The organism is Alcanivorax xiamenensis, assembly GCF_009846745.1.
GTDB lineage: Bacteria > Pseudomonadota > Gammaproteobacteria > Pseudomonadales > Alcanivoracaceae > Alloalcanivorax > Alloalcanivorax xiamenensis.
Genome location: NZ_AQPF01000005.1, coordinates 15,191 through 28,655 on the forward strand (window position 1 = coordinate 15,191; position 13,465 = coordinate 28,655).

General features: G+C 62.2%; 11 protein-coding genes. 7 read left to right on the top strand and 4 right to left on the bottom strand.

What is annotated here, in order from left to right; translation table 11 throughout:
• Positions 1 to 33: 33 nt before the first annotated feature.
• From A6D6_RS05210 to A6D6_RS05220, 3 genes are all read right to left on the bottom strand, one after another.
• A complete protein-coding gene (locus A6D6_RS05210; protein WP_133490596.1) occupies positions 34 to 1,986 on the bottom strand; it encodes a ligand-gated channel protein in 1,953 nt (650 codons plus the stop codon).
• A 110-nt stretch (positions 1,987 to 2,096) separates the two neighbouring features.
• Positions 2,097 to 3,443 carry a sensor histidine kinase gene (locus A6D6_RS05215; protein WP_159660142.1) on the bottom strand — a complete coding sequence of 449 codons (1,347 nt, stop codon included), beginning with the start codon at positions 3,441 to 3,443 and terminating at the stop codon, positions 2,097 to 2,099.
• Positions 3,443 to 4,153, bottom strand: a complete 711-nt coding sequence (locus A6D6_RS05220; protein ID WP_133490594.1) for a response regulator transcription factor — start codon at positions 4,151 to 4,153, stop codon at positions 3,443 to 3,445. The genes A6D6_RS05215 and A6D6_RS05220 overlap by 1 nt, the downstream gene beginning before the upstream one ends.
• A gap of 455 nt (positions 4,154 to 4,608) precedes the next feature.
• Between A6D6_RS05220 and A6D6_RS05225 the strand changes: the two genes are divergently transcribed.
• The 4 genes from A6D6_RS05225 to A6D6_RS05240 all read left to right on the top strand — a co-directional run bounded on the left by A6D6_RS05225 (position 4,609) and on the right by A6D6_RS05240 (position 8,420).
• Complete coding sequence (locus tag A6D6_RS05225; RefSeq protein ID WP_133490593.1) at positions 4,609 to 5,214, top strand: PepSY-associated TM helix domain-containing protein; 606 nt, start codon at positions 4,609 to 4,611, stop codon at positions 5,212 to 5,214.
• A 9-nt stretch (positions 5,215 to 5,223) separates the two neighbouring features.
• Positions 5,224 to 5,712: a DUF2271 domain-containing protein gene (locus A6D6_RS05230; protein ID WP_133490592.1), complete on the top strand. Its 489-nt coding sequence runs from the start codon at positions 5,224 to 5,226 to the stop codon at positions 5,710 to 5,712.
• A 26-nt stretch (positions 5,713 to 5,738) separates the two neighbouring features.
• Positions 5,739 to 6,548, top strand: coding sequence for a DUF4198 domain-containing protein (locus tag A6D6_RS05235; RefSeq protein WP_159660143.1), 810 nt, complete (start codon positions 5,739 to 5,741; stop codon positions 6,546 to 6,548).
• 201 nt (positions 6,549 to 6,749) lie between these two features.
• Entirely contained in the window at positions 6,750 to 8,420 is a 1,671-nt protein-coding gene (locus A6D6_RS05240; RefSeq protein WP_133490590.1) for a DEAD/DEAH box helicase, read from the top strand.
• A 50-nt stretch (positions 8,421 to 8,470) separates the two neighbouring features.
• Here the strand turns inward: A6D6_RS05240 and A6D6_RS05245 are convergent, their stop codons facing one another.
• Entirely contained in the window at positions 8,471 to 8,680 is a 210-nt protein-coding gene (locus tag A6D6_RS05245) for a dodecin (protein WP_133490589.1), read from the bottom strand.
• A 218-nt stretch (positions 8,681 to 8,898) separates the two neighbouring features.
• Here A6D6_RS05245 and A6D6_RS05250 point away from each other — a divergent pair, with 218 nt between their 5' ends.
• The 3 genes from A6D6_RS05250 to A6D6_RS05260 all read left to right on the top strand — a co-directional run bounded on the left by A6D6_RS05250 (position 8,899) and on the right by A6D6_RS05260 (position 13,374).
• The gene (locus tag A6D6_RS05250; protein ID WP_133490588.1) at positions 8,899 to 9,399 is read left to right on the top strand and encodes a DUF1643 domain-containing protein; all 501 of its coding nucleotides are present in this window, start codon (positions 8,899 to 8,901) and stop codon (positions 9,397 to 9,399) included.
• 89 nt (positions 9,400 to 9,488) lie between these two features.
• On the top strand, positions 9,489 to 11,828 hold the full coding sequence (locus A6D6_RS05255; protein ID WP_159660144.1) for a fatty acid cis/trans isomerase: 2,340 nt from the start codon (positions 9,489 to 9,491) through the stop codon (positions 11,826 to 11,828).
• 553 nt (positions 11,829 to 12,381) lie between these two features.
• The gene (locus tag A6D6_RS05260) at positions 12,382 to 13,374 is read left to right on the top strand and encodes a GlxA family transcriptional regulator (protein WP_133490587.1); all 993 of its coding nucleotides are present in this window, start codon (positions 12,382 to 12,384) and stop codon (positions 13,372 to 13,374) included.
• The last annotated feature ends 91 nt before the right edge of the window (positions 13,375 to 13,465 follow it).

Consider the following 13,465-nt stretch of genomic DNA (forward strand, 5'->3'; position numbering starts at 1 on the left):
TTTTCTTCCGCCTTCAGAGACACGGCTTTTCGATCAGAACGTCACTCTCATGCCCAGCCAGTAACGGCGGCCATCTTCCACATAGCCGTATTCATCATAAAAGATTTCTTTGTCGGTAAGATTGTAGATACCGGCGTTCAGCGTGGTTTGCGGTGACAGACGGAAAGCCACACCAGCGTCCATCAAGGTATTCGACGGCGCGGTCGTGGTGTTGCTGGACGGCCCGGTCACCGGCTGGCTCTCTTTGCCGCGATAGTGCACGGAGGTCCAAGGGGCAATCCGATCGGTGGCGCGCCAGTCCGCCCGCAGGGACGCCAGGTGTTCCGGAATCTGGGTCAGCGGCTGCCCTTTGTACTCACCGGATTTCTGTTCGGAATCGGTGTAGGTGTAGCTGAAGGTCAGATCCAGTTGGCGCCACAGGGTGGTGGCCAGGGTCGCTTCCACCCCTTTGGTCACCGCTTCATCCACATTGATACGGTAGGTCGGGTCGGCACCGAAATCATTGGGACCATCGGTGCAAATGGTGATCGGACAGGCTACCCGGGTGATTTTATCCTCGAAGTCGTTATGGAACACGGTAACGCTGGCGGTGAGTACCCGGCCGGCATTGAAGTACAGGCCAAGTTCTTTGTTCAGTGAGGTTTCCGGTTCCAGATCCGGGTTGCCGTAAATGTTGCCGCCCCGGCTGACCTGCCCCCAGTCCGGGGTGATTTCACGCAGGTTCGGCGAACGGTAGCCGGTGGAAACACCCCCCTTGATGGTCCAGCGCGGCGCGAAGCCCCATACCGCATAGAGACGCGGGCTGACCTGGCTGCCGTAATTTTCGTCATCGTCCAGTCGCACGCCACCGGTGAGGCTCACATTGTGCGGCAGCATCCATTCATCTTCGACGAACATCGCCCATTTGGAACCGTCCACCCGGGTGCGGTCAGAGATGCGATTCGATGTCTTGTCGGACAGTTCTTCCTTTTCGAAATCCGCGCCCACGGTCAGCATATGGTCTCCCAGCGGCACCATCAGGCTGCTCTTGGCGGTGGTATTGGTGATGGTCATCTCGCGGGTTTCGTTTTCGGTCTCTTCCCGCTGCACATAGCTGTCCGAGGTACCGATGGCCCAGCGGCCGGTGTGAGTCAACGCCAGCACTTCGCGGCGAAACTCGTCGTCGCTATCGGTACAACCGCCACGGCAGCCGTCCGGATCCACACTCTCACCCACATGGCCACGACGGCGCTGACGGGTTTCCCCCGCTTCCAGGGTGAAGTCGTGATCGGCGGTGGGCGTGAACGCCAGTTTGGCGGTGAGGCTGCGCAGACTTTTATCTTCGAAGCCGTTGGCAAAGCGATCCTCTTCACGGTTACTGAACTTGCCTGAGAGCTGCAAACCCAACAGGTCTTTTTTCAGCGGACCGTTGAGGAAGAAGTTACCCTGCTGCATGTCCCCGGAGCGGGAGTCGTCCTGAATGATGGTATCCAGCTGCATGCCGCCGCCCCACTCGTCGGCGACCTTGCGGGTGATGATGTTGATCACGCCGCCAATGGCATCGGAACCGTACAGCGTGGACATGGGACCGCGCACGACTTCAATACGCTCGATGGCCTGCAGCGGCGGCAACCAGTCCTGTTCGAAACCGGCGCTGCCGTTGGGGCGGCTTTCCCGGGAAGACACCGGCTTGCCATCCACCAGGATCAGCGTGTATTGCGCCGGCATCCCGCGCATGACGATGTCGTTGCCGTTGTCACCGGCGCCGCCGCCGGTAACGATGACACCGGGGATATCCCGCAGCGCGTCGGTGGCGTCCTTGTAGAAACGCTGTTCCAGTTGTTCGCGATCAATAACGCTGATCGAGGCCGGCGCGTCCTCCAACTGCTGAATGCGTCCCGCGGCGGTCACCGTGACCCGTTCGATCTGGTTGACGGTGTCATCGGCAATCACCGAACCCGCCCCCAAGCCGAGTACCACCCCGGTCAAGGCACAACGTAATTTCATTCCTGAACTCCCGCAGTTTCCCAATGGCGTCCAAAGACCCGATCCCGGACGTAAAATTGCGAACAGGAATGATATAGATTCTTATTTGATGAAAAAGGCAGGATTACACTTTATACATTCTCTGCCGCCGCCAGTCGTACATGCACCCGCAGACCGGGGCGGCCATTCTCCGCCCACAACTCGCCGGCCTGCCGGATCACCGCGCGGCGCGCGATACTGAGCCCCAGTCCAAAGCCGCTGTCGGTGGTGCGGGCCGGATCCAGCCGCACGAACGGCGCGAAAATCGATTCCAGGCGTTCCTCCGGCACTCCCGGCCCCTGGTCCGCCAGCCACAGATGCCAATAACCGCCCTCCCGGTTGCCGTGCAGCATCACTTCGCCGTTCTCCGGGGAGTGGCGGATGGCATTGCGCACCAGATTTTCCAGGGTCAATGCGAAGTCGTTGAGATTGCCAAGCACCGTGGCGTGCTCGGGCAACTGGCAACGGAACCGCAATCGGTCCCAGCCGCTTTCAAAAGCGGCGTCGTCCACCACCAGATCCCAGATTTCCCGGACCGACAACGGGCCGATCTCCGAACCGCGCTGCTCGGTGTCGTGCCACACCAGAGCCAGGGTGTCGTCCACCAGAGTGCGCATTTTGTCCACTTCCGTGGCGACCCGCTGGCGCAACGCCGGTTCGTCCAGCGGGCTGTCCAGCGCCACATTCAACCGGCTCAGCGGCGTGCGCAGCTCGTGGGACATGTCGTGCAGGAGTTGCCGCTGGCTGGCCAGCAAACCGGACACCCGCTCCGCCATGCTGTTGAAGCTGCGCCCCAATTCCCCGAATTCATCGCGCCGTTCGGTCAGGGTGGTTTCCACCCGCGACGCGGGCTCGTCGCGGAACCGCTGCACCTGGGCTTCCAGCGCCCGCAACGGCACCATGATGCGCCAGAAGATCAGGATCACCGCCAGCAGCGCCATGATGCCGGGCAGCAAGGTCAGAATCAGGGTGCGTTGCAGCGGCCAGGCGCCGCCTGGCATGTGTTCCGGCGGTAGCTGCATCACCAGGCGCCCCTGGTCTGGCGCGCCGGGAAACGGCATGCCGATGAACGGCATATCGCGGTAGCGGAAACTCATGCGCCAATCCAGTTCGCGCTGAAAGCGAAAGCCGGCGATCTGGCTCTCGGTAAGCGGGGTGCCGCTCAGGGAACGTCCGGCGGTGTCCACCACCATGGCCTCCCCCGGCACCCGCCGGTCGAGCTCCGCCAGCCAGGCCGCCACGCCCTGCTCTCCGCCCACCAGCCAGGCCGCTTCCGCCTCATGAGCGTAGCCCAGCATTTCCGCCTTGGCCTGATCACTGAGCAGCACTACCTGGTTGGCCACCCAGATCGTCACCCAGCGGCTGCAGGCCACGATCACCACCGCGCTCAGACACAGCACCAGGGCCAGGCGCCAGAACAGCGAATGACGGCCGGGCATTACAGCGCCTCGGACACCAGGGTGTAGCCCTGGCCCCAGACCGTGCGCAGCGGTTGCTCCGCCATGCCGGCATCACGCAGTTTGCGGCGCAGGTGGCTGACATGCAGATCAAGGCTGCGATCATGACGGCCATAGCCGCGATGCAGCACCGCCTGATACAGGAACGCCTTGCTCAGCACCTGGTCACGATGCTCCAGGAACACCTGCAACAGGCGGAATTCGGTGGTGGTGAGCCCCAGATCGGCGTCCCGATAGCGGGCGCTTTCATCCTCGGTGCGCAGGATCAGTGCACCCATCGGCGCCACGCCCTGGCCCTGACGCCGCTCCAACGTCACCCGCCGCAATACCGCTTCCACCCGCACCGCCAGTTCAGCAGAGCTGAAGGGTTTCGGCAGATAGTCATCGGCGCCTTTCATCAGGCCGCTGATGCGATCCTGCTCGTCGCCGAGGGCGGACAGCACGATCACAGGCACGGCGCTGCGCTGACGCAGTTCCGCCAGCAAATCGAGGCCATTCATGCCGGGTAGCAGAATATCCAGCAACACCAGGTCGAACGGCTGATCCAGCGCCTGTTGCAAGCCGGCCCGGCCATCCCGGCACACCGTCACATGGTGCTGCCGGGAGGCGAGGAAGTCCTGTAAATGGGTGCATAATACGGCGTCGTCCTCGATTACCAGCAGACGGGCCGGACAGGGAGATATCGCGGTCATTCGTAAAGAATAAGAATTATCATTCACAAAGGGAATGGCTGGTTCGTCCCCGATCCGGCCGCCAGGTTCCCTGCTTATAGCCTGTTCACGATCTCTACGCCACCGCGTTGCTGCTTGAAAAGCCGCCAGAGGGCGTTGGGGACTGCAGGCTCTGGTGGTTCCAAAGTCAAAGGCCACAGCGTCCTCTGGCGGCTTTTCAAGCGCAACCCGAAGGGCCGGGCCCCTTTCGCCGTCAGACCGCGATTACGCTTGTTTATGTAGAATGACTACACGGCACAATCGGAATCACGCCCTGACGACACTTTCTACCAGGTGAGAAGGGAGCTCCGGCGCGGCGGCGTAGAGATCGTGAACAGGCTCTTACATTCTTTACCCATTCCTTTCATTGTTAGTGCGAACCATTCGCAATAACATGCCCACCATCCGTCATCCCAGGGCAGTGGACGATCTCCGGCTTGGACAAGAAAGCAAAAGCGCGCTGGCTCAAGCAGCTTCATCAATGGCATTGGGTCAGTTCGGCCCTGTGCCTGGTGTGCATGGTGCTGTTCAGTGTCACCGGCATCACTCTCAACCATGCCGCCCAGATCGACGGCGAACCGGCGGTGGAAGAAGTCACCGCCACCCTGCCGGAAGCGCTGCTGGCCGAATTGAACGGCCGGGATCAGGGTGCCCTGCCCCGGTCGTTGCGGGATTGGCTCCAGCGGGACCTGGATATCGGGGTGGATGGCCGCGAGGCGGAATGGTCCGGCCAGGAGGTGTATCTGGCCATGCCCCGGGCCGGCGGCGATGCCTGGCTGGCGATTGATCGCGGCAGCGGCGAGGTGCTTTACGAGAACACCGACCGGGGCTGGATCGCCTTTTTCAATGACCTGCACAAGGGCCGTGATACCGGCACCGTATGGCGCTGGTTCATCGATATTTTCGCCATCGCCACGTTGCTGTTCGCCTTCACCGGCCTGGCCCTGATGTTTCTGCACGCCCGTCGGCGCCCCGCCACCTGGCCGGTCACGGCACTGGGGCTGGTGCTGCCGTGGTTGCTGATTGCCTTTTTCATGCATTAGGAGATGGTCATGCGTTTGATCCCGATAGTGATGCTGTCCGCCCTGGCCCTCGCCGCCGAGGCGACCCAATTCCAGGTGGAGGTGGAAGTGCCACGGTTGCGGGTAGCGGAATACCACGCGCCCTATGTGGCGTTCTGGATCGAGACACCGGAGAACACCGTGGCCACCCCGCTGGGACTCTGGTACGACGACCAGGAGAAATGGCTCAAGGACCTGCGCCAGTGGTGGCGCCGCACCGGCCGCTCCCAAAGCGCGCCCTATGACGGCCTCACCGGCGCCACCCGCTCACCGGGCAAGCACAGCGTGGACTTTTCCGAGCTGCCGGCGATGGCCGAACTGCCCGCCGGCGACTACCAGCTGGTGGTGGAGGCCGCCCGCGAGGTGGGTGGCCGCGAAGTGGTGCGGATTCCGTTCCAGTGGCCTCCCGCCAGCGCCCAACAGCTCCGTGCCGAAGGCACGGAAGAATTGCATGACGTCACTCTGACCCTTGCCCCTTGAATGCTGCCAATGACAGGAGCCAAACCATGAAACCCGTTTCCCTGGCCGCCGCCGCGGTCTCCGCACTGCTACTGCTTTCTCCCACTGCCCAGGCCCACAAACGCTGGCTGTTGCCGACCCATAGCGTGGTTTCGGAAGCGCAGTGGATCAGTGTCGATGCCAGTGTTTCCAATGACATCTTCTATCCGGATCGCGCCTACCCGCTGGACAATCTGCAAGTCACCGGCCCGGATGGCAAAGCGGCGGAAACCGACCATCTTCTGGAAATGCACCGGCGCAGTGTCTTCGACGTCAATCTGGCGCAAACCGGCAGTTATCGCATTGCCTTGCCAGGCCATTTCTTCCTCGCCTTCTTTGAGCAGGACGGTGAACGCAAGCGAGTGTTCGGCGAGAATATCAAAGCGCTGCTGAAGAAAGTGCCGAAAGGTGCGGACAAAGTGCGCCTGGTGGAATCGGTGAGCCGCATCGAGACCTTCGCTTCCGTCGGTGCTCCGGATACCGCCGCGTTGGCCGTCACCGGCAAGGGCCTGGAACTGGTGCCGCTGACCCATCCAAATGATCTTTACACCGGTGAGACCGCCCGTTTCCGTTTCGTCATCGATGGCAAGCCCGCCGCCGGCCTGGAGGTGCTCCTGCTACCCGCCGGCACCCGTTATCGCGACGCCCAGCAAGATTGGGCCGTCACCAGCGACGACAATGGCGAGGTGGCGATCGACTGGCCCCACGCCGGCCGTTTCTTCATGGAGGCGGAAACCACGGATCAGAACACCAGCGACAAACAGGCCGAGAGCCGGCGCCTGGGGTACCTGGGGACTTTCGAAGTGCTGCCGCTGTAAACCAGCGCTCACGCGCCATTCGCTAGCAAGCTCGCTTTCACAACCATCCGCGGAGCGGCCCTCGAAGCCGCCGTGGGAGCGGGCTTGCTCGCGAAGACAGGCGTGCCGACAAATAAAAAGGTGCATTCTCCCGCCATTTACCGTATAGTCCACGCCCCCCGCCATACTGGCCTGCGTCCTTTTCACTGAAAGGTCCCCTTCATGTTGCATAGCGATTCCGGGTTCGCCGCTTTGGGCTTGCCCGCGCCCCTTCTTGATGCCATCGGCAAACTGGGTTTTGAAACCCCGTCGCCGATCCAGGAGCGTAGCATCCCCGTCCTGCTGGACGGCGATGATCTGCTCGGTCAGGCACAAACCGGTACCGGCAAGACCGCCGCGTTCGGTCTGCCGTTGCTCGCCCGTATCGATCCGGAGCAGCGTTGCCCACAGCTGCTGGTGATCGCTCCCACTCGCGAACTGGCCCTGCAAGTGGCCGACGCCATGGAAACCTTCGCCCGCCAGTTGCGCGGCGTTAAGGTCGTGGCGGTATACGGCGGTAGCGAATACCGCACCCAATTGCGCGCGCTGCGAGACGGCGCCCAGGTGGTGGTGGGCACCCCCGGCCGGATCATGGACCACATGCAGCGCGGCAGCCTGAATCTGGAGCGCCTGCAGGCGCTGGTGCTGGACGAAGCCGACGAAATGCTGCGCATGGGCTTCATCGACGACGTCGAATGGATCCTCGAACACACCCCGGAAGAACGGCAACTTGCGCTGTTTTCCGCCACCATGCCGAATGTGATCCGGCGCGTGGCCGAGCGTCACCTGAAGTCGCCGAAGTGGATTCGCATCGAAAGCGACACCACCACCAACGACGGCATCCGCCAGCGCTTCTGGCCGGTTTCCGGCCTCAACAAGCTGGATGCCATGTGCCGCATTCTGGAAGGCGAGCCCCATGACGGCGTCATCGTTTTCGCCCGCACCAAGCAGTCCACGCTGGAGCTGGCCGAACAGCTGCAACGTCGTGGTCTGCGCGCGGAAGCCTTGAACGGCGACATTCCCCAGGCACAACGGGAAAAAACCGTGGCCCGCCTGCGTGAAGGCCGTTTCGATCTGCTGATCGCCACCGACGTCGTGGCCCGTGGCCTGGACGTGCCGCGCATCAGCCATGTGATCAACTACGACATGCCCGCCGACACCGAAGCCTATGTACACCGTATCGGCCGCACCGGTCGCGCCGGCCGTAACGGCGAGGCGATTCTGTTCGTGTCACACCGCGAGCGGGGCATGCTGCGCGCCATTGAGCGCGCCACTGGTCAGCGCCTGGAAGCCATGGACCTGCCCAGTGTCGAAGCGCTCAACAGCAAGCGTCTGGCCAAGTTGCAGGAACAACTGGTGGCGGGCCTGGAAGGCAAGCACCGCGAAGAAGCGGAGACCGTGCTGAAAGCGCTGCGCGAACAACTGGATCTGGAAGGCGATCAACTGGCTCTGGGCCTGGCCGCGTTGCTGGTGGCCAAGGAACCGGTGATTCTCAAGCCGGCCCCGGTGGGCAAACCGCCGCGCGCCCACAAAGAGGGCCCGCGCAAGGACCATCCGCGCAAGGAAGGCCGTCCGGCCAACAATCGCCGCCGTGCCGCCAGTGGCGATGGCGAGGCCAACGCTGACATGCAGGTTTACCGGGTGGAAGTGGGCCATGCCCACGGTGTGCGGCCAGGCAACCTGGTCGGTGCCATTGCCAACGAAGCGGGCCTGCCAAGCCGCCTGATCGGCGCCATCCGTATTCATCAGGATCACAGCACCGTGGCACTGCCGCAGGACCTCACCGCCAAGCAGTTGAACATTCTCAAACGCACCCGCGTTTGTCAGCGACCGCTGTCACTGGAAGCCGTCTAATGCCAACACACGCCAACGGACTTTCCCGTTGGCGTGTGCTTCAGGCCGGCTCAGACATCAACTCGAAAGCCGACTTTCACCACCACCTGGAAATGGGCGACTTTGCCGTTTTCCACATGGCCCCGGGTTTCCTGGACTTCGAACCATTCCACGTTCTTGACGCTTTTATCAGCAGCGGCAATGGCGTTGTGAATGGCGCCCTCAATGCTGTCCTTGGATGAGCCGACCAATTCCAGCTTTTTGTAAACATGCTCGCTCATAAGGTCCTCCTTAAACACACCATCTGTTCCGTTTCAGGGTGAACCCCAAAGGCCATCAAGGTCAAAGCACACGGACATGCCGTCAGAGGTCTCTACAGGGCTGTTGTAGTCTGGTCCGGGAAAGCGGCTTTTGGCAACGGATGGCAGACTTGCCAATTCGGCATTGCTCACTCCTGACGCTATAATCGCCGGCCCGGAAATCAGTTCCCCCAACCGCCATGCAACGAAGCGCCCATTTTTCCCGCTGCCGCCAATACCGCTATGCCCTCTGGCGCCGCTGGGCCGAGGGCGATGACTATGTGCTGCTGGTGGCGCTGAACCCGTCCACCGCCGATCATCGCCGCGATGACCCGACCATTCGCCGCTGTATCGGTTTTGCCCGGGACTGGGGCTATTCCGCGCTGTGCGTGGCCAACCTGTTCGCCTACCGGGCCACTTATCCGAGCGATCTGTTCGCCGCCGACGATCCGGTGGGCCCGCGCAACGACCAATGGCTGAGCAAGCTGGCCCGCGACGCCAGCCTGATAGTGGCCGGCTGGGGCAATCATGGCCGTCACCGAAATCGCGCCGCCCAGGTGCGCGACCGCCTCGGCGACACCCTGCACTGTCTGCGCATGAACGGCTCGGGGGAACCGGCTCACCCACTGTACCTGCCGAAAGAGCTCACTCCGGTTCCGATGCCGGCGATCAATCCACCCGATCGGCCGGGCCGCCGCTGATTTACATTTTCGTCACCGTGGTCAGGCAATATTCCGATCCGCTAGACTGGCGATGAGCGACGAACGAATCACGACCGGAGGGAACCCAGGTGGCAAATTTGCAACAGGCTCTGTTGGGAGCCATGGCGTTTCTCGCGCCTCTGATCAGCATTGGCGCCACCACGCCCTCCTCCGGATCGACTCAGCCGGTCTCCTTTCAACAGCAGGTCAGACCGATTCTGGAACAGCGCTGCATCGCCTGCCACGGCTGCTATGACGCCCCCTGCCAATTGAAACTGGAATCGCCGGAAGGGCTGGCCCGGGGCGCCAGCCAGACACCGGTGTATAACGGCCAACGCACCTCGGCGGCGACGCCGTCCCGTCTGTTCATTGACGCGGGCAGCTCCGGTGAATGGCGCAATCGCGGTTTCTTCTCGGTGCTGGAAGGCAGCCAGACCATGGACGAGGGGCTGCTTTATCAGATGCTGGTACTGGGCCAACACCAGCGCTTCGAGCCAAACGGTAAACTGCCCGAGGACATTCAACTGGGATTGGGGCGCACCAACGTTTGTCCGGCACCGGAGGACATGGCGGACTACGCCCGCGAACACCCGTTGGAAGGCATGCCTCTGGGCCTGCCGGCGTTGAGCGACCGGGAATTCGATCTGCTGACACGCTGGCTGGCCCAGGGCGCGCCGCTGCAAGCTACGCCGGTGAAGCTGACACTGGAGGAACAGAACCGGATCCGGGCCTGGGAGGGTTGGCTTAACCGTGACCGTCCGCGCCAACGTCTGGTCGCCCGCTGGGTTTACGAGCACCTGTTCCTGGCCCATCTTTATTTCGATAACCACGGCCCCAACCGCCCGCGACACTTCTTTTCTCTGGTGCGTTCACATACCCCCCCGGGCGAACCGATAGAGCCGGTGGCCACACGCCGACCCAACGGCGATCCCGGCGGTCCGTTCTGGTACCGGTTGCAACCGATCACCGAGACCATCATCCACAAGACCCACATTACCTACGCGCTCAACGACGCCAAACGCGAGCGCATGGAGTCTCTGTTCTTCGATACGCCGTGGGAATTGGAAACGCTGCCCGGCTATGATGCCGATGCCCGCGCCAATCCCTTCGAAACGTTCCAGGCCATTCCCGCCCGTGCCCGTTACCAGATCATGCTGGACGACGCCGAGTACTTCGTGCGTACTTTCATTCGCGGTCCGGTCTGCCGGGGACAAATCGCCACCGATGTGATCCGCGACCAGTTCTGGGCGGTGTTCCAGGATCCGGACCACGACCTTTATGTGGACGACGCCGACTATCAACGTCAGGCCACACCGCTATTGGGCCTGCCCGGCCAGCACGACGATTTGATTTCGCTGGGACCACAGTGGCTCAAGTACAAGCACAAACGCAATCGCTACCTGCGCGAGCGTCAACAGGCCTATGCCCGATACGCCCCCGGCGGCCCTGGCTGGGACACCATTTGGGACGGCGATGGTGACAACAGCAACGCGTTGCTGACCATCTTCCGCCACCATGACAGCGCCTCGGTGCGCCGTGGTTTGATCGGCGACCTGCCGCTGACCACCTGGGTCATGGATTACCCGCTGTTCGAACGCACTTACTATGCACTGGTGGTGAATTTCGACGTGTTCGGTTCGGTTTCCCACCAGGCCCAGACCCGCCTGTACTTCGACCTGATCCGCAATGGCTCCGAGCAGAACATGCTGCGCTACCTGCCGCCGGCGGCGCGCAAACCGGTGCTCGATGACTGGTACCAGAACACTGGTAAACTCAAACTCTTTATCAGTTACGCCAGCGTCGATACCGACACCCCCACCGGCATCGACTATGGCACCAGCACGCCCAAGCAGGAATTCGACGGCGAGCTGCTGACCCGTTTCGCCCATCTCAATGCCCGCCCGGACCCGCTGAACCGCTGCCAGGACGAGCACTGCGCCCTGCCCGGCACCAACGGTCTGGAACAGCGCGTGCAGCAGGCGCTGAGCGTGCTGGCGTCGCGGCGGGCCGACGACCTGCCGGTGATCGATCACCTGCCGGAAGTGTCCCTGCTGCAGGTGCGTGGCGAAAACGGCGACCTGGCGGTGTACACCCTGCTGCGCAACCGTGCCCACAGTAACGTGGCGTTCATGATGGGCGAATCGCTGCGCTATCAGCCCGAATTGGACACCGTGACGATGTACCCCGGCGTTCTCGCCAGCTATCCGAATTTCATGTTCCATCTGCGGGAGGGCGAGTTGGAAGACTTCGTTCAGGCGATGGAACAGGCCGATGGCGAGGACGGCTTCGAGCAATTGGTGCGGCGTTTCGGCGTGCGCCGCACCCATCCTGAATTCTGGCGTTACTTTGACGATCTGGGGGACTACCTGCGGGAGCATGAGCCGATCCAGGCCGGGGTGTTGGACCTGAACCGCTATGAGAATTTGTGAGCTGCCGCGGCCCCGGACCGCTACTATCCGCCAGCCCGTTTACACGCAACACACTGGCTCGCCTTGCCGATTCGCTGCCAAGGCAGCTTCCCACAGAGGCTTCATAGCCCCTCTGTGGGAAGCGAGCTGGCTTGCGAAGACAGCTCGAATTCATGCCCCCTACGCCGACGAACTGGCCACCACCAAGGAATTGGCATTCGGGCGCCAAAGCCTCTTAAATTTATGAGACAGGACATTAGTGGTCCACAAATCACGGTCAGCCTGTTCAGTTCAAAAAAAACCCCGGACCTTGAGGTCCGGGGTTTGAAGTACCGTCATAGCATGCCTGCGAAGCAGGCTCCCGAGCCTGATGACGATATACGACTTGCGCGGGCAAGGCCCGGCTGAATCAGCGCCTGTTGGCAAGGTCACCGCCGGCTTCCAGCAACGTCGCCCGGCCATGACCACAGGATTCAGGAGTAATCGAAGTAATAATGGCACCCTTCCTCCAGGGCTGGTATTGTCGCCTATGACTTATTTATGGTGATTCGCGACAAACCTACCAAGGACAACAATGTATCAAGTCAGCGTCCTGGCCTATGACGGCGTTTTCGCCTCCGCCCTGGCAGGGGTGGTGGATCTGCTCAATCTCACTGGCGTGACCTGGAACCGCATCCATGGTCTGCCTCTGGACCGGCAATTCAAGGTCCAGGTGGTCTCCCGTGGCGGTCAGCCGGTGCGTTGCAACGCCGGGCTGCGGCTGGCGGTGGATAACGCCATCGAGCGGGTGGACAGCAGCGATCTGGTGCTGGTACCGACCATCGGCAACGAGATCACCAGCGTACTCAAAGCGGAACAAGACACCCTGGAATGGCTGCGTTTCCTGCATGCCGGCGGTGCCGACCTGGCCAGTAACTGCACCGGCGCCTTTCTGCTCGCCGAGGCGGGTCTTCTGGACGGCCGCCGCGCCACCACCCACTGGGGCTACAGTCCGCTGTTCCGTCAACGCTACCCGCAAGTGAACCTGAACGAGCGCGAGCTGATCACCCGGGATGGCAATATCTTCTGTGCCGGCGGCGGTACCGCCTGGCGGGATCTGACCATTCTACTGGTGGAACGCTATTGTGGTGCCGATATGGCGCGGGAACTGGCCAAGTCGTTCGTCATCGACGTGCGCAACGACCCGCAGAGCATCTACGCCGGCCTGCCGGCCAAGACCTATCATCGCGACGAGCAGGTGCAACTGGTGCAGTCCTGGCTGCACGAGCACTATGCCGATCCCACCACTCTGGCCGATCTGGCTCAGCGCGTGCATCTGAGCCCCCGGCAGTTGCAGCGGCGCTTTATCGCCGCCCTCGGCGAGCCGCCCCTGCAATATTTGCAGCGGGTACGGATCGAGGCCTCGCGCAAGATGCTGGAACGTGGCGCCACCAACCTGGGTACCCTGGCGGAACAAGTCGGATATCAGGACGTGAGCAGTTTCTCCCGCCTGTTCAAGCGCCACACCGGCCTGTCACCAAGCCATTACCGGCAGCGTTTCGCCCGCGTCGGCGCCCTGCGCGATTGATCCAGACCCGCGATTCCAGGCTTCATTCCAAGGGCCTGTTTGCGATCGGTACGCCAGCACCGCGGTGTACAGATCGCAAACAGGCCCTTAG